The sequence below is a fragment of the Amycolatopsis sp. CA-161197 genome, assembly GCF_050942255.1.
GTDB lineage: Bacteria > Actinomycetota > Actinomycetes > Mycobacteriales > Pseudonocardiaceae > Amycolatopsis.
Map to the genome: position 1 here is coordinate 9,028,654 of NZ_CP192059.1, position 21,261 is coordinate 9,049,914.

A 21,261-nucleotide genomic window follows, 5' to 3' on the forward strand; every position below is an offset into this window, starting at 1 on the left:
ATGCCGGCCACTCGTACGATGCCGGGTGATCACCGGCTCCCGGTAAGCTCGGCGAGTCAGACCGGTACGTCGAATGGAACGGCATGCCAGGGGATGCGCACAGCGGGTTGCGGGTGGACGTGCTCGGCCCGTTGCGGGCCTGGCGAGGTCCGGCCGAGATCAAGCTCGGGCCAGCGCGCCAGCGTGCCATCTTCGCGATGCTCGCGGTCAACGCAGGCCGGTCCGTGCCACGCGCGGAGCTCATCGCGGGGGTGTGGGGCGACTCGCCGCCCGCCAGCGTCGAGGGCAGCGTGCACACCTACATCTCGGGGCTGCGGCGCGCGCTCGACCCCGAGCGCACGAAGTGGGCGGCCTCGGGCGTGCTCGTGTCCGACGCCGGAGGCTATTCGCTCGCGCTGGAGCCCGGGGGCCTCGACGCGGCCGTGTTCGAACGCCACCGCGAGCAGGCCCAGCAGCACGCCACCGCCGGTGACCACGACAAGGCCGCCGCGGAGTACGACGCCGCGCTCGCCCTCTGGCACGGCGAAGCGCTGTCCGGCGTGCCCGGCGAGTTCGCCGAGCGCCACCGCGAGCACCTGGCCGAGCTGCGGCTCGACACGCTGGAGCGCCGCGCCGCCGCCGTGCTGGAGCTCGGCGGCCACCAGGACCTGATCGCGGAGCTGACCGTGCTCGTCGGCGAGCACCCGCTGCGGGAGGCGGTGCGCGAGTCGCTGATGCTCGCGCTGTACCGCAGCGGCCGGCACTCCGACGCACTCGACGTGTTCCGCGACGCCCGCGCCACCCTGCGCGCGGAGCTGGGCGTGGAGCCGGGGCCGCGGCTGCGGGAGCTGCACCAGCGCGTGCTGGAGCAGGACCCGGCGCTCGACCTGCCCAAGGCGAAGACGCCGGAGCCGCCGGCCGGTCCCGAGCCGATTTCCGTGCTGCCGCCGCGCGTCAGCCGGGCGCTGGACGACGGGGACGACAGCCCGTTGTTCGGCCGCGAAGCCGAGTCGGCGCAGCTGAGCGAGCTGCTGGCCGAGGTCCGCGACGGGCGGGGCCGGGCCGTGTGGATCGAGGGCGAGCCGGGCATCGGGAAGTCGGAGCTGCTCACGCGCGTGTTCAGCTACGCCACCGGCGGTGGGCTGCAGCTCGCGTGGGTGGCGGCCGACGAGCTGAGCACCCGGTTCCCGCTGCAGGTGATGCTGGAGTGCCTCGCGATCGACGCCGCCTCGCCGGATCCGCGTCGCGCCCGCGTGGCGAAGGAGCTGATGGGCGAGGGGCCGGCGCAACGCGCGTGGGGTTCGAGCGACCCGGTGCTCGGAGCCGTCGACCGGCTGTTGTCCCTGGTCGACGAGCTGTGCGCCGACGCCCCGCTGGTGCTGGTGATCGACGACCTGCAGTGGGCCGACGAGTCGAGCGTGCTCGTGTGGCACCGGCTGTGCGCGGCGACGCGGCAGCTGCCGTTGCTGCTCGTGGCCGCGACCCGGCCCGCACCCGACCGCGCAGAGCTCGCTCAGCTGCGCCGCGGCGTCGAGTCGCGCGACGGCGTGGTGCTGGATCTCGAACCGCTGGTGTCCGACGACGTCGTACGGCTGATCGAAGGCCTGCTGGGCGCGGATCCCGGCCCCGGTCTGCGTGAGCTGGCCGCTCGTGCCGCGGGAAACCCGTTGTACGTCAAGGAAATGGTCGACGTGCTCGTGCGCGCGGGTGCGGTCGAAGTGGACAGTGGGTACGCCGACGTCGACGACCCCGCCGAGTTCGAGACGCCGCGCTCGCTCGTGGCGGCCGTCGACCGGCGGCTCGACTTCCTGCCGGCCGAGACGCAGGACGTGCTGCGCTGGGGTGCGTTGCTGGGCATGGAGTTCGCGGTCGGCGACATCGCCGCGGTGCTGGGCATCCGGCCGTCGGACCTGTTGGCGCCGCTGGAAGAAGCGGTGGCGGCCAACGTCCTCATCGACACGGGCACGCAGCTCGCGTTCCGGCATCCGTTGCTGCGCCAGGCGTTGTACAACCGGCTGCTGTCGGGCACGCGGGCGGCGCTGCACCGGCAGGCGGCGGAGGCGCTGGCGCGGATCGGCGCGCCGGTGAAGCGGGTGGCCGAGCAGCTCGTGGCGGCTCCATCCACTGTGGACCCGTGGGTGCTGGACTGGCTGACGGAGAACCAGTCGGCCGTGACCAACCGGGCGCCGCTGATCGCCGTGGAGCTGCTGGAGCGCGCGCTCACGGCGTGCTCGGCGGCCGACCCGCGGCGCGAGGCGCTGATCACCGCGTTGACGAAGGTGCTCTTCCGACTGGAGCGCAACCCGGAAACCCTTGCCGTGCAAGCGCTTGAGCTTTCGCAGGATCCGGAGAACGTCGCGGAAATGCGGCACCTGCTGGCCACGCTGCGGTTCCGGCGCGGGGCCGTCGCGCTCGCCGTGCAGACGCTCGAAGAGGCCGAGGACGATCCGGCGCTGCCCGAGATCTGGCACGTGCGTCGCCGGCACTTGCTGGCCAACTTCCGCCGCGGCGGGCTGGACGACCTCGACGTCGCGGAGGCCAGCGCGCACCAGGCCCGCGCGGAGGCCGACGGGGACCCGTACCTGTCGGCGCACGCGTTGCAGACGTTGTGGCTGGTGGATTCCGTGCGCCGCCACCACGAGAGCGCGCTGGCGCACATCGACGAGGCCATCGAGGCCGTCGGCGACGAGCACGAGCTGGCCGACCTGCACCTGGACCTGCTGGACAACCGCGTGTTCACGCTGCAGAACCTCGACCGGCTCGGCGAGGCGGACCGCACACTGCAGGCCGCCGGCGAGATCGCGCAGCGGCATTCGATGCCGATCGGCTTGCAGGTGTCGGTCGCGGTGCACCGGTACTGGGAGGGGCGCTGGGACGAGGCCCTGGTCGAGCTCGACACCGTGACGGAAGACGGGCCGGCGATCACCTTCTACGGCCTGCGCGAACCCGGCGCGGCTGCGTTGCTGCTGCACGGCGTGGCTTCGCTGATCGCCGCCCGCCGCGGCGAGCGCGGGCAGGCGGCGGCGCATCTGGACGCGGCCGAGGAGTACGCGCCGGCGACCGGTGCCGAGCGGGAGAGTTTCGACTTCCTGCTGGTAGCCAACTCGGTGGTGGCGTGGCAGCGCGGGGAGATCAAGGAGGCGCTGGCCGTCCTCGAACCGATCCTCAACCCGACCTACGCCCAGATGATGCTGCGGCACCAGTGGCTGCCGATGTTCGTCGGGCTGGCCTTGGAGGCCGGAGACCAGGCGCTCGCGTTGCGGGGGCTGGCGGTGTGCGAGGAAGAGGCCGCCAAGGAACGCGAACCGGCCCGCGCCCACGCGGCCATGGACTGGTGCCGCGGCCTCATCGACGGCGACCCGGCGCCGGTGCTGCGGACGGTCGAGCACTTCCGCTCGGTCGGCCGCCGCCCGGAGCTCGCCGCCGCGTTGGAGGACGCGGCGGTGCTGCTCGCGCGCACCGAGGACCTGCCCGCGGCTCACGCGGCGCTGGACGAGGCGGCTGAGCTGTACACGTCGCTGTCGGCCCGGTGGGACTTGCAGCGGGCGGAGAAGCGCCTGCGGGAACTCGGGGTCCGGCGTGGCGGGCGGTTCGTGGCCACCGCCCGGCCGGGGCATGGGTGGGATTCGCTGTCGCCGCTGGAGGTTCGGATCGCGACGCTGGTGGCGGAGGGGCGGTCGAATCCCGACATCGCCACGGAGCTGGCGCTGCCGCGGCGGACGGTGCAGGCGCATGTGGCCCGGTTGCTGGGGAAGCTGGAGTCGCCGTCGCGGTCTGGTGTCGCGAACGCGGTGGCGCGGCGGATCGGCTGAGTTCCACGCACCCCCATGCGGCGTTGGGTGCGTCCAGCGGACCGAACGCCGCATCGGGTGCGCTGGGCGCACCCAACGCCACATTGGGGCGGGTCAGGCAGGGTCAGGCAGGCGGTTGAGTTTCGCCACCTCGCCCAGGAAGCGGCCCGAGTCCTTGATGGTGCGGACCTGCGTGTCGAAGTCGACGTGGACGACGCCGAAGCGCTGGGTGTAGCCCATGCCCCATTCGAAGTTGTCCAGGAGGGACCACGCCAGGTAGCCGCGGACGTCGGCGCCGCGCGCGAGGGCGTCGTGGACGGCGCGGATGTGGGTGTCGAGGTAGGCGACGCGGGCGGGGTCGTGGACGCGGCCGTCGACGACGGTGTCCTCGAAGGAGGCGCCGTTCTCGGCGACGACCAGGGGCAGGCCGCCGGTGTGGGAGTTCAGCCACACCAGCAGGTCCGTGAGCGACGACGGCGTCTGCTCCCAGCCGAACGACGTCAGCGGGCCGCGGGCGGGCAGGACGTCCATTCCGCGTAAACCGGGCAGCGGGCAGTTGCTGGTCGCGAGCGGGTCGGCCAGCGGCGCGACGCGGGCGGGGGCGTAGTAGTTCACGCCGAGCCAGTCGATGGCCGCGGCGATGAGGTCGGTGTCACCGTCCTGAATGGACGCGGCGAACCGGCCGCCGTGGTGTTCGACGTCGGCCATCACGTCGGCCGGGTAGCCGCGGCCGAGCACCGGGTCGAGGAAGAAGCGGTTGTGGATGCCGTCGAACTTGCGTACGGCTTCGCGGTGCGCATCCGTGTCCCCGTCGGCCAGTGCGGGCGCGAAGTTCAGCGCCAGCGAGAAGTCCTGGCCGGGGCGGGCCTGTTCCGTCAGCGCCCGCATCGCCAGGCCGTGGCCCAGCAGCAGGTGGTGCGCGGCGACCAGCGCGGTGTCGTAATCCTGGATGCCCGGCGCGTGGACGCCGCTGCCGTAGCCGAGGAACGCGGCGCAGAACGGCTCGTTGATGGTCGTCCACTGGGGCACGCGGTCGCCGAGGTAGTCGTGGACCACGGCGGCGTAGTCGGCGAACCGGTAGGCCGTGTCCCGCGCGGGCCAGCCGCCGGCGTCCTCGATGGCCTGCGGGAGGTCCCAGTGGTAGAGCGTGAGCACCGGCAGGATGTCGCGGCTGAGCAGCTCGTCGACGAGCCGGTCGTAGAACGCGAGGCCCTCGGCGTTGCGGGTGCGGCCGTCGGGCATCACGCGCGGCCACGCCACCGAGAACCGGTACACCGGCAGGCCCAGCTCGGACAGCAGCGCGGCGTCCGTGCCGTAGCGGTGGTAGTGGTCGCACGCGACGGCACCCGTGTCGCCGTTGAGGACCTTGCCCGGCGTCGCGCTGTAGGTGTCCCAGATGGACGGTCCGCGGCCGCCCTCGGTCACCCCGCCTTCGATCTGGTACGACGCGGTCGCCGCGCCCCACCAGAAGCCGGACGGGAACTCGAGCTCAGCCATGGACAGCACCTTTCAGGATCCCCCGCACGATGTAGCGCCCCAGAACCAGGAACAGCGCGATCACCGGCAGCACGCCGAGGGTCGCGCCCGTGAGCATCAGCGCGTAGTCGGTGTAGTACCCGCTGGCCAGCTGCGAGAGCACCACCTGCACGGTCGGCGTCTCGTTGGGGTCGAGCACCACCAGCGGCCAGAAGTAGTCGTTCCACGTGGCCATGAACGTGAGCATCGCCAGCACCGCGGCCTGCGGCCGGATCGCGGGCACCGCCACGTGCCAGAACGTGCGCACCACCGAGGCTCCGTCCACAGTGGCCGCGTCCACGAGCTCGCTGGCCACCGCGCCCTCGCACGCCTGACGCATCCAGAACACGCTGAACGCGCTCACCAGCGCCGGCACGATCACCGCCTCCAGCTTCCCGTACCAGCCGAAGTCGCCGACCACGAGGTACAGCGGGATCACGCCGAGCTGCGCCGGCACCATCGCCGAGCCGACCACGAACAGGAAAAGACTGTTGCGGCCCGGAAACCTCAGTCGCGCGAACGCGAACCCGGCCAGGCTCGCGAGGACCACATTGGACACCATCACCGTCACGGAAACGATCAGCGAGTTGCCGATCGCGAGCCAGAAGTCGACCGTGTCGAACACGCGCCGGATGTTCTCGAACAGGTGCCCGCCCGGCAGCAGCAGCGGCGAGGTCTCCCCGATCGCCGAGTTGTCCCGGGTGGAGATCACGAACGACCAGTACAGCGGGAACAGCGAGGCGCCGACCACGCCGACCAGCACCACGTACACCCACGCGCCCGCGCGCCGCCGCGGCATCACGGCGCGCTCACGAACCGGCGGACCAGCCGGTAGTTGAAGAACGCGAACAGCACGCAGAACACGAACATCACCCACGACAGCGCCGACGCGTAACCCGCGTCGAACTTGCCGAACCCCTTTTCGTACAGGTACATCGTGAGCGTCTGGAACTGCCGGTCGTTGCCGCCCGTGCCGCTGGAGCCCGTCGCGTCGAACAGCTGCGGCTCGGCGAACAGCTGCAGCCCGTTGACCGTCCCCGCGACGGCCGTGAACGCGATGGTCGGCCTGATGCCGGGCACCGTCACCGACCAGAACGACCGCCAGCGCGAAGCCCCGTCGAGCGCCGCCGCCTCGTACAGGTCCTGCGGCACGGCCTGCATCGCGGCCAGGTAGATCAGCGAGTTATAGCCGGTCCAGCGCCACATCACCATCGTCGCGATGGCCAGGTGCGAGGACCACTTGCGGGCCTGGAACGAGATCGGGTCGATCCCGAACCAGCCGAGCACCTCGTTGACCACGCCGTAGTCGCGGCTGTAGAGCTGCGCGAACACCAGCCCCACGGCCACGACCGACACCACGTTGGGCAGCAGCACGCCGGTGCGCCACCACGTCGCCCCGCGCAGCGGCCGGTTCAGCAGCGCCGCGATCCCGAGCGCCAGGAAGAACTCGGGGATCGCGGCGAGCAGGAAGATGCTCGTGGTGTTGAACAGCGCGTTGTAGAACCGGCCGTCGGTGAACAGCTCGGCGTAGTTCGCGAGCCCGAACCCGCCCTGGTCACCGGCGAGCAGGTCCCAGTCGTGCAGGGAGACCCAGGCGGTGTAGACGAGCGGGAACGCGCCGAACACCACGAACACGGCGAAGAACGGGGCGATGAAGAGGAACGGCGAGACCTTGCGGTCCCAACGCGCCGACAGGGAGCCGCGCATGCGGGGCCTTACTTGATGGCCTCGCGGCCGAGCTTCACGGCGTCCGCCCAGGCCGCGTCGACCTTTTCGGACCCGTCCTCGATCCGCCCGAGCGCCCGGCCGAACTCCGGCCGGACGTCGGCGTCGTGCAGGCCGCGGTAGTTGGGACGAAGGGTGTCGGCGGACGCGGCGTAGATCTGGCCGATCGGCGCGCCGGAGAAGTACGGGTCGGTGTGGTTCACGACCTGCGGGTCCTTGTAGACGCTGGGCTCGCTCGGCAGGATGCCGTCGGAGAGGAAGAGCTTCTTCTCCTGCTCGGGCGCCGTGAGCCACTTCGCGAGGTCGTAGGCTTCCTTAGGGTGCTCGCTCTGCTTCGGGATCGAGAGGAACGAGCCGCCCTGGTTGCCGCTGGCGCCGGGGACGGTCGTCACGTCCCACTTACCGGTATTGCCGTCGCCGCCGGCTTCCTTGATCTGCGTGAGCATCCAGGCCGGGCACGCGATCGTGGCGAAGGTGCCCTGCTTGATCGCGACGTTCCAGGCCTGCGTGTACGTGGTCGCGCCGGCCGTCTGGCCCTTCTGCGCGAGGGTGCCGGCGAGCATGAAGGCGTTGCGCACGGCGGGGTTCTTGTCCGCGATGTAGGAATCGTCGCGGGAGGAGAAGTAGTTCTCCGGCGACTGGTTCAGCATCGCCGTGAAAACGGTTCCAGCCGAGTCGGCGAACTTCACCTTCGGCAGTTTGTCGGTGAAGCGCTGCGACAGCTGGGCGTACGCCTCCCAGGTCGGCATGAGCGCCGCGACGGCCTTGCGGTCGGTCGGCAGGCCGGCCTGCTGGAAGAGGTCGCGGCGGTAGCACATGGCGAGGCTGCCCATGTCGGTGCCGAGGCCGAGCACGTCGCCGTCCTTCGTGCCCTGGGCCCACTTCCACGGCGCCCACTGGTTCTGCAGCTGGTCGGCGCCGTAGTCCGCGAGGTTCACGAACTTGTCCTTCACCCCGAGGTACTTGGGGATCTGCTGCTCCTCGATGGCGACGACGTCGGCCGCGCCGTGGCCCGCCGCGAGCTGCGTGGCAAGCGTCTTGAAGTGCGTGTCGAAGTCGGTGACCCGGCTCTGGATCTCGATGTTCGGATGATCCTTCTCGTACTGGGCGAAGAGCGGGGCGTAACCGAACTCACCGAAGGTGGCCACGGTCAGCTTGATCTTCCCGCCTTCGGCGGCCGAGCCGCCGCTGCAAGCGGTCACCAGCAGGAGGAGCGCGGTCGTCAGGACGGCGACGGCCGGGCGCCGGGTCAGCTTTCGCACGGGGTGAGCTTCCCTCAGATAACACCTGCGCGCAGGGCGTAGGCGACGGCATGCGGTCGGTTGCGCAGCTTCAGCCTATTGGTCATCCCGTAGATGACGTTCTTCACGGTCCGTTCCGAGTAGCAGAGCTTCCCGGCGATCTCCGCGGTGTCCCAGCCCTCGGCCATCAGCCGCAGCACGTCGACCTCGCGCGGCGACAGCGCGGCACCCCCGGCGGTGTGCTGCAGGCTCTCGGCCTGGCCCAGCAGGTCGCGCAGCGAGGTCTCCTTGCCCGACGCGGCGGCGGTGATGCTGCGCACGAGCCGGTCGCCCGCGATGGCCTCGCGCGGCAGCACGGCCACGACGTGGCACGCGGCCAGTTCCGGCAGCTCTTCGGCGTCGACGTACCCGGCGACGAGGACGATCGCGGCCGGCGTCTCCGAGGCGGCCGCGCGCAGGGCGGCCTTGAGCTCCGGCGTCACGCGGCCGGCGGCGAACACGAGCACCGCCGCTTCCCCGCGCCGCGGGCCGGGCAGCACCTGCACCTCGGGCCGCGCCCGCAGGTGGTCGATGAGCCCCGCGAGCGCGATGGGATCCGAAGCCCACGCCGCCACCCTGACCTGATCCATCGCTGCTACCTCCCTGAAGAAACACTCATCCCGTGTCTGCCAGTCTGGAGACAGCGGCTTCACGAATTCTCTAGCCGCGATGAAGTCATTCTTCACGACGTGAAGTTGGGCTCCCACCAGGGGTTCCACCAGCGTCGCGAGTACACCGGGACCGAACATGTAAGGAATTCATGAAGATGCCCGTACGGAAGCGGCTACCTGCGGCGATCGGCGGCGCCGTGCTGGTCGCCGGCACCCTCGCCGGATGTGCTTCCACCCACACGGTTTCCGGTACCGCGCTGGCCGAACCGGGTGCTCAGCCGAGCACGAGCGCCGCCCCGACGGTGTCGTCGGAGCCGGCACAGCCGCCGTCTTCACGGCCGGCTTCACCGTCTTCATGCGACTCGCTGATCTCTTCACTCGACGTGCGCGCGCGGGTGGCTCAGCTGGTGGTCCCGGGGGTCGACGCCGCGAATCCCGCGGCGGTGACAAAACTTGTCCAGCAGCAGCAGATCGGCGGGTTCTTCGTGGGAGGCAATAAAACCACGCTGTTGCAGAACCACGCGCTCGACGCCGTGCAACTTGCCGCGAAGATCCCCGTGTCCGTTTCGGTCGACGAAGAGGGCGGGCGCGTGCAGCGCATCGACGACCTCGACGGCTCGATGCCGAGTGCGCGCGAGCTGGCCGCCACGAAGACGCCCGCCGAAGTCCGCGCGCTGGGCGTGCAGCGGGGCAAGCAGCTGCACGCGCGCGGGATCACCGTCGACTACGCGCCCGACGCCGACGTGAGCGACGAACCGGACGACGCGGTGATCGGAGACCGTTCGTACAGCTCGGATCCCGCCAAGGTCCGGCAGTACGCGATGGCGTTCGCCGAAGGCCTGCGCCAGGGCGGCGTGACACCGGTGCTCAAGCACTTCCCCGGCCACGGCCACGGATCCGGCGACTCGCACAAGGGCACGGTCACCACGCCGCCGCTCGACCAGCTGCGCAAGGTGGACCTCAAGCCGTACGAGAACATCGCCGACTACGGCGCCGTCGAAGTGATGGTCGGGCACCTCGACGTGCCGGGGCTCACGAACGGTGTGCCCGCGTCCATCTCCCCCGCCGCATATCAGCTGCTGCGCGGCGACTACCACTTCACCGGCCCGATCATCACCGACGACCTCGGCGGCATGAAGGCGATCACCGACCAGTACCCGCTGCCCGACGCCGTGCTGAAGGCGTTGCAGGCGGGCGCCGACGAGGCGCTGTTCTCCTCGGGCAACGGCGACGTCGGCGCGGTGCTCGACCGGCTCGTGAAGGCGGTGTCGAGCGGCGAGCTGCCCGCGGACCGCGTGGCCGCGTCGGTGAAGCGGGTGCTGAAGTCGAAGCACGCGTGCACCTGATCGCAGTCCACTCCGGACTAGGCTGACGGCCGGATCACCGTCCCGGGAGGAGCACCACATGACGACGGACGCCACGGCGGCCGGCACCCTGCAGCTCGGCGAGCTGACCGTGAACCGGATGGGCTACGGCGCGATGCGCCTGGCCGGTCCCGGGGTCTGGGGGCCGCCGCAGGACCTCGCCGAGGCGTCGGCGGTGCTGCGCGAGACGCTCGCGCTGGGCATCACGCACATCGACACGTCGGACTACTACGGCCCGCACACCGTCAACGAGCTGATCCGGACCAACCTCGCGCCCTACCCGGACGAGCTGGTGCTGGTGACCAAGGTGGGCGCGCGCCGCAGCGCCGACCGCGGCTGGCCGCCCGCGCTCACGCGCGATGAGCTGATCTCCGCCGTCCACGACAACCTGCGCAACCTGGCCGTCGAGGCGCTCGACGTGGTGAACCTGCGCCTGGGCGACGAAACGGGCGGCTACCCCGTGGACGTGTCGATCGTGGAACCGTTTTCAGTGCTGGCCGAGCTGCGGGAACAGGGTCTGATCCGCCACCTCGGCGTGAGCCACGTGACGGGCGCGCAGCTCGACGTCGCGCGCGAGATCGCGCCGGTGGTGTGCGTGCAGAACGCCTACAACCTCGCGCACCGCGAGAACGACGACCTCGTGGACAAGTGCGCCGCGCTCGGCATCGCGTTCGTCCCGTACTTCCCGCTGGGCGGGTTCAGCCCGCTGCAGTCCTCGGCGCTCGACGCGTGCGCCGCGCGGCTCGGCGCGAAGCCGATGCAGGTCGCGCTGGCGTGGCTGCTGCAGCGCTCGCCCGCGATCGCCGTGATCCCGGGCACGTCGTCGATGGGGCACCTGCGGGAGAACGTCGCGGCCGCCGCGCTCGAGCTGCCGGCCGACGTCGTGGCCGAGCTCGACGCGATCGGCGCCTGAGACCTAGCGCGGCGCCACCTCCAGCGTCACCGTGCGGTTCGCGGCCGCGTCCGTGCCCCCGTGCACGGGCGTGGCCTGGTCGGCGCTGGTGATCGCGAACGTCGTGAGCGGCAGGCCGCTCGCCGTCGCCAGCACGCGCGCCGCCGAAGCCGCGCGGGCCAGCGCGGTCGACGAGCCGCCGGTCGCCGGGCCACCCGGCACGACGACACCGTGGCCGATCACCGTGACTCGCACGTCCTGTCCCTTGAGGACTGCGCCCCAGCGTTCCAGCGCACGCCGGCCGTCGGCGCTGGGGCTGATCGCATTGGGGCCGAAGAGCCCTTCGTCGAAGGTGATGGTGACGGCCGAGCCGGTGATGACCTGCACGCCGTCGCCGCCGAGGTGCGCCGCCAGCGCGGTGAGCTTCTGCTGCCGGCCCTGCTCCGCCTCGGCCGCCTGCGATTGCGACGCGTGCAACCGGTCCAGCTCGGCCTGCACAGCGGGGCTGGTCGTCGCGACGGGTGCGGCCGTCGGCGCCGGCTCCGAAGCGGACCACGGCAGCGTCGCCACGATCACCGCAACCCCGGCCACGACCACCACCGCCGCACCGGCGGCCGCGAGCCGCCGGCCGATCGGGCGCTTGCGCAGCCGCCCCGACCGGATCTTCGCGATCAGCCGCCGTCCGGCCAGCGCGGACGCCGACTCCGGCGCCAGCTCCAGCACCCGGGCCCACGCCGCGTCGGCCTGCTCCAGATCACCGGCCTGCGCGTGGACGCGAGCCAGCAGGTCCAGCCGCGTCACGTCGTCGGTGGCTTCGCGCTGCAGCAGCTCCGCGGCGGCCGCGTAGTCGCCGAGGCGGGCCAGGTCGGCCGCCTCCGCGAGCGTCAGCTCCTCGGAAAGCCCGCTGAACACGGTCATCACGAACGCTCCTGACGCAGGATGCCGGGCCCGGGCTCACCCCGGGGGTCGGGCGGCAGCAGCGCTCGCAGCCGGCGGTTCACGTCCGTCAGGGCGGGCCAGTTGCGCGTGGCGAGGGCGTGCTCGCCTTCGCGGATGAGCTCTCGGGCACGGGCCGGATCGGTCATCCGGTCCTGTGCCGCGCACAGGGCGCGGAAGATCTCCTCGTCGAGCGAGCCGTCGCGGCGCAGCAGCAGCACCTGGAGGTCCGTGGCGCGGTCGGAGACCCGTTCGGCGGCCGCGGCGTCGCGGCTGTCGCGCGCGGTCTCGTAGCGGCGTTCGATTTCCGCCAGCTCGGTGCGGTCCTCGTCGGAGCCGACGCGGTCGACGAGCTCCCGGCAGTGCTCGATCTGGTCGCGCAGCCGAGCCATCACGTCGGGGATGCGCAGTTCTTCCTCGATGTCGTCGAGCTCCGCCTGGACTTCCCGCATCCGCTGCTCGGCCGCGACCGCCGCGCCCTCGTCGGTCGCGCTCGACGTGACCTCCTCGCGGACCGCCGCGACCGTGCCCCGCTCGTCGAGCCGCATCAGCAGGCCGCGGGCGCGGTCCGACCGTGCGTTCTCGGCCTCGGAGCGCAACTGCTCGTGGCGGGCTTCGAGCTCGTTGAGCTGACGGCGCAGTGCCGGCGCCTCGGGGACCGTGGTTTTGCCCAGTTCGACAGCGGCCTCGAACTCCGCGTCGAGCAACGGAACGAAGGCGGTGACCTCGACCAGGCGCGACTCGTCCATCTTGAAGGTCATCTCGATCTCACTGCCGCGCGGCAGGTCGCGGCGGACGTCCTGGGCCTTGATCTCGATCAGCCCGACCTGCTTGTTGCGCTCTCCGCGACGGAACTCCCCTTCGGCGATGGGGATGCGGATGACCGAGGCCGTGTCGGCGCGGTGCACGCCGGCGGTGGTGTAGAACCGCTGCGTGATCTGCGCCGGCAGCGGGCGGTTCTTCATCAGCATCGGGGTGAACGTGCCGTCGGCCTCGGTCAGGCCGACGCTGTTGACCACGGTCTGGCCCCGCATCTCGTTCGTCCAGTGGGTGATCGTGAACCCCGGCGGGTTCACCGCCACCCGCGCGCCCGTGGAGTCGATCAGCTCGACCTCGAACCGGTTGGAGACCAGCTCCTTGAGCAGCACGTCGAGGGTGAACGTGCCGTCCGGGGACAGCGCGACCTCCGCGCTGCGGTACTGCGGCCGGCGCTGCGAATCGCTCAGGACCACGCGGAAGCTGCTCCAATCGGCGCCCCCCGGCGTCTCGAACCGGCCGGAGACCGGGACGGACAGCAGGCTCGTGGTCTTCGGGTAGGACAGGGTCGCGGAGAACTCACCGCGCTTCGGCACGACCTTGGCGCGCGGCAACGCCACCGTACCGGCGTAGATCGCGGCCCCGCGCGCCACGACCGTGCTCGGGTCCTGGCTGTGGTCGAGCTCGATGCCGAGGCCGTCGGCCGGATCGGCGAGCAGCTCGCGCAGGCCGGGCGCCAACGTCGGGCCGCCCACGAGCAACAGCCGGTCGATGTCCGACGGCCGCAGGTTCGCCTGCGCCAGCGCTTCGCGGCACAGGTGCACCGCGCGCAGGTAGAACGGCGACGCGAGCCGGTCGACGTCCTCCCGCCGCAGGGTGTGCTCGAACGTGTCGAACACCCCGTCGCCGCGGTCCAGCTCCGTCATGATCTGCGCCTCGTCGGTCGACGACAACGCGATCTTGGCCGACTCCGCGGCCGCGCGGAGGATCGCGAAGTTGTTGATCCAGCGCGGGTTCTCGACGGTGAAGCCGGTCAGCCCGAAGGCCTTCGCGGCAGCCGGAGCGAGCAGGCTGCTCACGATGGCGGCGTCGATGTTCTTGCCGCCGAGCCCGAGGTCGCCCGCGTGGTGCAGCACCGACAGCTCGCCGTCGACCGTGCTGACCACCGCCGAGTCGAACGTGCCGCCGCCGAAGTCGAACACCATCCAGTGGGCACCGCGGGTCTCGTTCTGGAAGCCGTAGGCGAACGCGGCCGCCGTCGGCTCCTGCACCAGCGGGCACGGCGCCGTGAAGCCGGCGAGCTTCGCCGCCTCACTCGTCGCTTCGGTCTGGTTGAGCGCGAAGGCCGCGGGCACGGTGATCACCGCGGCCGCCGGCGGTTCGCCGAAGCGGCGGGCGGCGTCGCCGCGCAGCGACTTGAGCACCTCGGCCGACAGCTCGACCGGCGTCATCGACACCCCGGCGCGCGCGAAGGTGCGCCGGGCGTCGGCGAAGCCCATCGCCTGCTTGAACTCGACCTGGACGTTGTCCGAGTCGCGTTCCCGGCGGCTCTTCGCCGCCGCACCGACCTGGATCAGGCCGGGCTTGGGCATCCACACGGCCGAGGGCGTGTAGTCGCCCTGCACGTTGTTCTTGACCACCGAGACCTGGCCGCCGTCCAGCACGGCGAGCGCGCTGTTCGTCGTGCCGAGGTCGATGCCGAAATCAATGGTGTCCCGCATCAGCTTCCTCCGCCGTCGTGCCGGGGGCGACCGGGCACCCCACGATGACCTGCCCCATCTGGATCCGCCGCCCCGCCAGGTAGACCGAAGGCCGCACCGTCTCCACCACGCGCTCCGACGTGAGGCCCGGTTCGTCCTGGAACACCAGCGGTTCCAGCGCGAGCCCGGAGTCGAACGGGTCCCCGTCGTGGTCTTGGATCAGCACCCCTGCCGCGTCGAGCGCGTCCTGGCTCGCCGACAGGTACCGCCCGGCCTGTTTCGCCACCCGGTCCTGCGCGCCGGTGAGCTTCTTGCGGGCGCGCCACAACGCCGTCGCAGCAACAGCCAGGTCCGATTCGGACAGCCGGGGCCCCGCCGGTTCTCCGGGTGAGCTCTTCGTGGGCCCTTCCGCGACCGCGAGCAGGGCCGAGACCTGGGTGGCGAGCTCCCGCAGCCGCGCTCGTTCTTCCGCTCCCCACAACGGTTCTTCGATGCGGAACTCCCGGTGGTGCCGGCGCTGGCGCCGGTCTTCGGTGTTCGTCACGCCCTTGTCCTCTCCGTGCGCATGCGTACGGTCCCCACCACGAGCAGCAGCACCGCGGTCACCACGGTGATCCACGCGGGGATCGGCGTGCCGGTCGAATCCACCAGCCACAGCACGAGCCCGGCCACGGCATCGGTCACGAGCAGGGCGGGCAGCCGCCCGCGGCCGACGGATGCGTCGGTAGCCAGGCCGAGCGCCCCGACCAGGCCGGGCACGCCGATGAGGAACACCGGCAGCAACGGCGAGGTCAGCAGCGTGGCGAGCAGGGTGACACCGAAGGCCACGTGCAGCAGCGCCAGGAACACCCGAGGCGCGGAGACGTGGCGCCGTGGTGGTCCGCCGTCCTCCAGCTGTCGCATTTGGACGATCATCCGGCGCGCCTGTTCCCGATCTTCGGAGCGGGGCGCGATCTCGATGATCGTGGTCAGCACGCGGGTCGCGTCGCTGTACCGGCCGCGCTTGATGTGGCCGGTCACGGTGTTCCAGAGCTGCCCGATGTCGACGGGAGCGTTGCCCCGGCCGGCGCCGAGTGCGCCCTGCTGGTTGCGCTTGACGGTGGCGAGCGTGTCCTGGTCCGTGGTGTATCGCGTCGCGAGGGCGAAGACGTCCTTCACCAGCCCGTGGGGTGCTCCGACGGAGTCGGCGAGCGCGACGCCGATGTTGTTCAGCGAGACCGCCGCGAGTTCGGTGACACTCGCCGTACGGCGGAAGTCCGTGCGCGGCACCAGGTCTTCGAGCCGGTCGAGGGGCGCGGGGAGCTCCGCGAGCGCGCGTTCGGCCGCAGTGCGCGCCTTGCCCTCGTCGAGGAGCTTGCGCAGCTCCTTCAGCAGGCTCTCCAGCCGCGCGTAGGTGGGTTCGGCGGCTTCGCTGCGGGCGTCGGCCACGGTGTGCTTGTCGCCGCCGAAGAGCGGCAGGTACCGCACGAGCCGGTGCGGCTCGCTCGACTCGGCCGTCAGGGCCACGAGCGGGGCGACGAGCGCGCCGGGAAGGGCGCTGCGCATACCGTCCACAGTGGACTCGTCGAGCCGCGGATCGCCCAGGCTCTCCACGCGGTGGGTGAGGTGACCCCAGAACGCCTCGCTGCTGAGCGTGACGGCCCAGCTGCGCGCGGCCTCGTCCCACAGCGGCGCCGGGTGGTCCTCGGTGTGCTCGGTCTCGGCCTCGAGCGCGGCCGAGTGGGCCGCGACGGCGAGGTCGTGCTTGTGGTGCAGCTGCGGCGGGCACCCGCAGTCCTCGGGCGTGCCCCAGGTCCAGAACAGCTCGTCGACGAACCGGTGCTCGATGTTGCCGAGCGCGTCGAACGCCGCGCGGATCTCCTCCGGCGTCGCGTCGGCGGGCACCCCGGGAGGGCGCGCGCCGCCGACTTCGAGCACGCCGAGCACCCGCAGCCGCTGCTCGCGCACCGTCCGCCGGGACACCGTCGCGTTGAGCCCCGTGACCCGGAACGGGTTGCGCCGGTACAGCTGCGGCGTCGCGATCGCCCGCAACCGCCCGGCCGCGGCCCGCCCGCGGCTCTCGTTCGCACCCATGGCGCAGAAGTTAGGCCGGGACCGCCGGGAGGGGTCCCGATCGTCCTGGTGCTGCCACGGCCGCGGACGTGACCCAGGTCACCGAAAATCAGTGGAATCCCCCGACCGTCAACGCGCATTACCCGGCGTGAGCACCGGAAAGAGCCTGGCCGGTCGCCGCCGGAGGTGGCCGCTCGGGGCGGCCGCTGGTCCTGGCGGCGGTCGTCGTGGCCGGGGTCGCGGAGACTCCGGCGTCGGCCGCCCCCGAACCGACTCTGGCGCCTGGCTCGGCTCCGCCGACTGTTCCCCTGACGGACCTCAGCTCGACTCGCGGACAGTGAGCGACACCGGCAGGATCTGCTGACGCGGCTTGGGTTCCTGCCCGTCGAGCAGGTTCATCAGCGTCTGCACCATCGCGTGCACCTGTTCGCGCGGATCCTGGTGCACGGACGTCAGCGGCGGCGTCATCTCGGGCGCCAGCGTGGCGTTGTCGTCGAAGCTGACCACGGCGACGTCGTCCGGGATGGCTCGTCCGGCCGACGAAAGGGTGCGCAGGGCACCGACGGCCATCATGTCGCTGGCCACGAACACGGCGTCGAGGTCGGGGACGCGGTCGAGCAGGGCGGCCATCGCGCGGGCGCCGCCGGCGAGGGTGAAGTCGGCTTCCTCCGCAAGGTCGGCCGGATCGAGGCCCGCGTCGACAAGGGTTTTGCGCCAGCCCGCGAGCCGGTCGATGGGCGCGCCCTGGTCTTGAGGCCCGGCGATGGTCGCGATGCGGCGGCGCCCGGCCGACACGAGGTGCTGCACGGCGAGCCGCGCGCCGCCTTCGTTGTCGAAGTCGACCACGTGCACACCGCGGCGCAGGTCGGCGGCCTGGCCACCGAAAACGACGGGCACGCGCAGCAGCCGCAACGCCCGGGGCAGCGGATCGGCGCGGTGCGGCGCGAACACGAGCACCCCGTCGACGTGCCCGCCTTCGAGGAAACGCACCGTGCGCGTGAGGTCTTCGCGCGTGTCGCTGAAGATCAGGACCATCTGGCAGCCGACGTCGGCCAGCTCGCGGTAGCCCGCGCGCATCACGGCCGTGCGGTACGGGTCGTCGAGCAGCCGCGCCTCGGGCTCCGACAGCACCACGGCGATCGCACCCGTTCGCCGCGTGACCAGCGACCGCGCGGCCTGGTTCGGCGAGTAACCGAGATCGCGGGCCGCGGCCAAGACCTTCTCTCGTGACCGCGCGCTGACGTAGGTGTCGTCGTTCAACGCCCGCGAAGCGGTGGAGCGCGACACACCGGCGAACGCCGCGACGTCTTCCAGCGTCGGGCGCTCGTCCTCGGACCGAGGCGCCACTGCACCACCCCTCCACTCGTGATCGTCGGACAGCTTAGCCGCACGATTCAGGGAGCGCTCCCGGAAGGGCACGCTCCGATAACCACCCTTGACATGGAACTCCAGCCGACCCAGACTCGTCAACCGTCTGGGAGCGCTCCCAGAAACTGAACCTTCAAGGGGTTGACGACGGTGACAACGTTCCGGAAGGGCCTGGCGACGGCGCTGGGCATCACGATGACCGCGCTCGCCGTGGCGGCGTGCGGTGGCGGCGGTGGCGACAGCAGCGGCGACATCCCGGCGGCGGCCGGGCCCAACGAGCACATCGAGCTCACGCTGGCCACGTTCACGGAGTTCGGCTACGAAGCGCTGATCCCGGAGTACGAGCGGCTGCACCCGAACATCAAGATCACCCACCGCAAGACGGGCCAGGGCGGCCCGTACGCGCAGGACATGATGACCAAGCTCGCGGCGGGCTCCGGCCTCGCCGACGTGCAGGCCGTGGAGGAGGGCCACCTCTCCGAAATTCTCAGCAAGTCGTCGAAGTTCTACGACCTCACCCAGATCGGCCCGGCCGACGCGAGCCCGGACCGCTGGCTGTCGTGGAAGTACGAAGCCGGCAAGGACAAGAACGGCAAGCTCATCGGCTACGGCACGGACATCGGGCCCGACGCGATGTGCTACCGCAAGGACCTGCTCCAACAGGCCGGGCTGCCGACGGACGACGCGTCGGTGAAGGCCATGTTCGCCAGCTGGGACAGCTACTTCGCGGCCGGCGCGCAGTACGCGCAGAAGACTGGCAAGGCGTGGTTCGACTCGGCCGCGCAGAATTTCAACGCCATGGTCAACCAGCTGCCCGTCGGCTACCTCGACAAGAGCGACAAGCTCACCGTCGAGTCCAACCAGGGCATCAAGGACGCGTGGGCGAAGGTGACCGACGCCGTCGGCAAGGGCGAGTCGGCGAAGCTCACCGCGTTCAGCAACGAGTGGAATTCGGGTTTCCGGCAGAGCGCGTTCGCGACGAAGGTCTGTCCCGCGTGGATGCTCGGCGTGGTCAAGGAGCAGGCCGGGCCGGAGAACGCGGGCAAGTGGGCGGTCACCGACGCGTTCCCCGGTGGCGGCGGCAACTGGGGCGGTTCGTACCTGACCGTGCCGACGCAGAGCAAGCACCCGCGTGAAGCCGCGGCGTTGGCCGCGTGGCTGACGGCGCCGGAACAGCAGCTCAAGGCGTTCCAGGCGAAGGGCACGTTCCCGAGCCAGGTCAAGGCGCTGGAAAGCCCCGAGCTGCTGAACCAGACCGACGCCTACTTCGGCGGTGCGAAGATCGGCGAGCTGTTCGTGGCGCAGGCCAAGAAGGTCAAGCAGGCGCAGTACAAGGGCCCGAACGACGGCCAGATCCAGGAGAACGTGACGGCGCCCGCGCTGCAGGCCGTGGAACAGGGCAAGTCGCCGGCCGACGGCTGGCAGCAGCTCGTGGACGGCGCGAAGAAGCTCGCGCGGTGACGACCACCGTCACGCGCGAGGGCTCGCAGGCCGGGGTGCGGCGTCCCGCACCCCGGCCGGGGCTGCGCGACCGGCTGTCCCGCTGGGACGTGAAGGCGTCGCCTTACCTTTACGTGGCGCCGTTCTTCATCGTCTTCGGCATCGTGGGGCTGTTCCCCCTGCTCTACACCGCGTACGTGTCGCTGTTCCACTGGGACGCCGGCGACGACAACCCCGATTTCATCGGCCTCGACAACTTCAAGGAGCTCTTCGCCGACGCGCAGTTCTGGCACTCGCTGGAGAACACCGTGAGCATCTTCCTGCTCTCCAGCGTGCCGCAGCTGATCATCGCCGTGCTCCTGGCCGCGTTGCTCTCGACGCGGGTGCGCGGCGCGACCGGCTGGCGCGTCGGGATCCTGCTGCCGTACGCGGCGAGCCTGGTGGCGCTCGGAATCATCTTCGCGAACCTGTTCGGCCCCAAGTACGGCCTCGTCAACGGTCTCCTGCAGACGATCGGTCTGTCCCCTGTGGACTGGCAGGCCAACCGGTTCGCGAGCCACGTGGCCATCGCCATCATGGTCAACTGGCGCTGGACCGGCTACAACGCGCTGATCGTGCTGGCCGCGATGCAGGCCATCCCCAAGGAGCTGCACGAGGCGGCGCTGATCGACGGCGCGGGCACCGTGCGGCGGTTCCGGCACGTGACGCTGCCGCTGCTGAAGCCGACGCTGATCTTCGTCACCATCACCTCGACGATCGGCGGGCTGCAGATCTTCACCGAGCCCAAGCTGTTCGACGCCATGCCCGGCTCGAACAACGGCGGCTCGACCCACCAGTTCCAGACGGTGACGCTGTACCTGTACCAGACGGCGTTCGAGAACTTCGACCTCGGTTACGCGTCGGCGATCGCGTGGGTGCTGTTCCTGATCATCGTCGTCATCGCCGGGCTGAACTACCTGCTCACCGGCCGGATCGCCCGCACTCCGAGAAAGGCAGGGCGGAAGGGATGACCACGCTGACCACCCGGGTGAGCCGGCTGGGCAAACCGCGCAAGGCCACCTACTGGGTGCTGGCCGTGTTCGTGCTCGGCTCGCTGTTCCCGTTCTACTGGTCGTTCCTCGTCGCCAGCCGCGACAACGGCATGCTCACCGAACGCGTGCCACCGCTGTTGCCGGGCGGGAACTTCTTCGCCAACGCGGCGCGGGTGTTCGACACCGTGCCGTTCTGGAAAGCACTGGCCAACAGCGTGATCGTGTCGGGCACGGTCACGCTCACCACGGTGCTGTTCTCGTCGCTGGCCGGGTTCGCCTTCGCCAAGCTGCGCTTTCGCGGCCGCAACGCGCTGTTCGTGTTCATCGTGGTGACGCTCGCGGTGCCGACGCAGCTGGGCATCATCCCGCTGTTCATCGCGATGTCGAAGCTCGGCTGGGCCGGCGGGCTGCAGGCGGTGATCGTGCCGAACCTGGTGACCGCGTTCGGCGTCTTCTGGATGCGTCAGTACACAGTGGACGCCGTGCCGTACGAGCTGATCGAGGCCGCGCGCGTGGACGGCTGCAGCATGATCCGGATCTTCTGGAACGTGTGCCTGCCGGCCGTGCGCCCGGCGGCGGCGATCCTCGCGATGTTCACGTTCATGATGTCCTGGAACGACTTCCTGTGGCCGCTCGTGGTGCTCGACGTGGGCAACCCGACCGTGCAGGTGGCGCTGGAGAAGCTGCAGAGCGGCTACTACGTCGACTACTCGCTCGTGCTCGCCGGCACCACGCTCGCGACGATCCCGATCCTCATCGTCTTCCTCCTGCTCGGCCGCCAGATCGTGGCCGGGATCATGCAAGGTGCCGTGAAAGGGTGA

Annotated in this window: 16 protein-coding genes; 6 read left to right on the forward strand and 10 right to left on the reverse strand. The window is 71.0% G+C overall.

Features of this window, described 5'->3' with window-relative positions:
- Positions 1 to 83 precede the first annotated feature (83 nt).
- Positions 84 to 3,791 (forward strand): BTAD domain-containing putative transcriptional regulator, encoded by a 3,708-nt coding sequence (locus tag ACQPXB_RS42715; protein ID WP_432847571.1) that lies wholly within the window; start codon positions 84 to 86, stop codon positions 3,789 to 3,791.
- Positions 3,792 to 3,884: 93 nt separating this feature from the next.
- On the opposite strand, the gene ACQPXB_RS42720 is transcribed toward ACQPXB_RS42715, so the two are convergent.
- The 5 genes from ACQPXB_RS42720 to ACQPXB_RS42740 are packed head-to-tail and all read right to left on the reverse strand — an operon-like array spanning position 3,885 to position 8,880.
- Positions 3,885 to 5,267 (reverse strand): GH1 family beta-glucosidase, encoded by a 1,383-nt coding sequence (locus tag ACQPXB_RS42720; protein ID WP_432847573.1) that lies wholly within the window; start codon positions 5,265 to 5,267, stop codon positions 3,885 to 3,887.
- Entirely contained in the window at positions 5,260 to 6,084 is an 825-nt protein-coding gene (locus ACQPXB_RS42725; RefSeq protein WP_386954087.1) for a carbohydrate ABC transporter permease, read from the reverse strand. Before ACQPXB_RS42725 ends, ACQPXB_RS42720 begins: the two co-directional genes overlap by 8 nt.
- Positions 6,084 to 6,992, reverse strand: a complete 909-nt coding sequence (locus ACQPXB_RS42730; RefSeq protein ID WP_432847575.1) for a carbohydrate ABC transporter permease — start codon at positions 6,990 to 6,992, stop codon at positions 6,084 to 6,086. The genes ACQPXB_RS42725 and ACQPXB_RS42730 overlap by 1 nt, the downstream gene beginning before the upstream one ends.
- Positions 6,993 to 7,000: 8 nt before the next feature.
- Positions 7,001 to 8,272 carry an ABC transporter substrate-binding protein gene (locus ACQPXB_RS42735; protein ID WP_432847577.1) on the reverse strand — a complete coding sequence of 424 codons (1,272 nt, stop codon included), beginning with the start codon at positions 8,270 to 8,272 and terminating at the stop codon, positions 7,001 to 7,003.
- Between the two features lie 14 nt (positions 8,273 to 8,286).
- Positions 8,287 to 8,880: a helix-turn-helix transcriptional regulator gene (locus tag ACQPXB_RS42740; protein ID WP_366588322.1), complete on the reverse strand. Its 594-nt coding sequence runs from the start codon at positions 8,878 to 8,880 to the stop codon at positions 8,287 to 8,289.
- 176 nt (positions 8,881 to 9,056) lie between these two features.
- On the opposite strand from ACQPXB_RS42740, the gene ACQPXB_RS42745 reads away from it, so the two are divergent.
- Positions 9,057 to 10,247, forward strand: coding sequence for a glycoside hydrolase family 3 N-terminal domain-containing protein (locus tag ACQPXB_RS42745; protein ID WP_432847579.1), 1,191 nt, complete (start codon positions 9,057 to 9,059; stop codon positions 10,245 to 10,247).
- Between the two features lie 58 nt (positions 10,248 to 10,305).
- Entirely contained in the window at positions 10,306 to 11,178 is an 873-nt protein-coding gene (locus ACQPXB_RS42750; RefSeq protein ID WP_432847581.1) for an oxidoreductase, read from the forward strand.
- Positions 11,179 to 11,181: 3 nt separating this feature from the next.
- On the opposite strand, the gene ACQPXB_RS42755 is transcribed toward ACQPXB_RS42750, so the two are convergent.
- From ACQPXB_RS42755 to ACQPXB_RS42775, 5 genes are all read right to left on the reverse strand, one after another.
- Positions 11,182 to 12,075 (reverse strand): hypothetical protein, encoded by an 894-nt coding sequence (locus tag ACQPXB_RS42755; protein WP_432847583.1) that lies wholly within the window; start codon positions 12,073 to 12,075, stop codon positions 11,182 to 11,184.
- Positions 12,075 to 14,570: an Hsp70 family protein gene (locus ACQPXB_RS42760; RefSeq protein ID WP_432847584.1), complete on the reverse strand. Its 2,496-nt coding sequence runs from the start codon at positions 14,568 to 14,570 to the stop codon at positions 12,075 to 12,077. Before ACQPXB_RS42760 ends, ACQPXB_RS42755 begins: the two co-directional genes overlap by 1 nt.
- On the reverse strand, positions 14,554 to 15,093 hold the full coding sequence (locus ACQPXB_RS42765; protein WP_432847586.1) for a hypothetical protein: 540 nt from the start codon (positions 15,091 to 15,093) through the stop codon (positions 14,554 to 14,556). The genes ACQPXB_RS42760 and ACQPXB_RS42765 overlap by 17 nt, the downstream gene beginning before the upstream one ends.
- Positions 15,090 to 16,622, reverse strand: coding sequence for a hypothetical protein (locus ACQPXB_RS42770; protein WP_432847587.1), 1,533 nt, complete (start codon positions 16,620 to 16,622; stop codon positions 15,090 to 15,092). The genes ACQPXB_RS42765 and ACQPXB_RS42770 overlap by 4 nt, the downstream gene beginning before the upstream one ends.
- Before the next feature lie 297 nt (positions 16,623 to 16,919).
- On the reverse strand, positions 16,920 to 17,948 hold the full coding sequence (locus ACQPXB_RS42775) for a LacI family DNA-binding transcriptional regulator (protein WP_432847589.1): 1,029 nt from the start codon (positions 17,946 to 17,948) through the stop codon (positions 16,920 to 16,922).
- 216 nt (positions 17,949 to 18,164) lie between these two features.
- On the opposite strand from ACQPXB_RS42775, the gene ACQPXB_RS42780 reads away from it, so the two are divergent.
- From ACQPXB_RS42780 to ACQPXB_RS42790, 3 genes are read left to right on the forward strand one after another with little or no spacing between them, the layout of a single operon-like run.
- Entirely contained in the window at positions 18,165 to 19,430 is a 1,266-nt protein-coding gene (locus ACQPXB_RS42780) for an ABC transporter substrate-binding protein (RefSeq protein WP_432857042.1), read from the forward strand.
- Complete coding sequence (locus ACQPXB_RS42785) at positions 19,427 to 20,419, forward strand: carbohydrate ABC transporter permease (protein WP_366588343.1); 993 nt, start codon at positions 19,427 to 19,429, stop codon at positions 20,417 to 20,419. The genes ACQPXB_RS42780 and ACQPXB_RS42785 overlap by 4 nt, the downstream gene beginning before the upstream one ends.
- The gene (locus ACQPXB_RS42790; protein ID WP_220244166.1) at positions 20,416 to 21,261 is read left to right on the forward strand and encodes a carbohydrate ABC transporter permease; all 846 of its coding nucleotides are present in this window, start codon (positions 20,416 to 20,418) and stop codon (positions 21,259 to 21,261) included. Before ACQPXB_RS42785 ends, ACQPXB_RS42790 begins: the two co-directional genes overlap by 4 nt.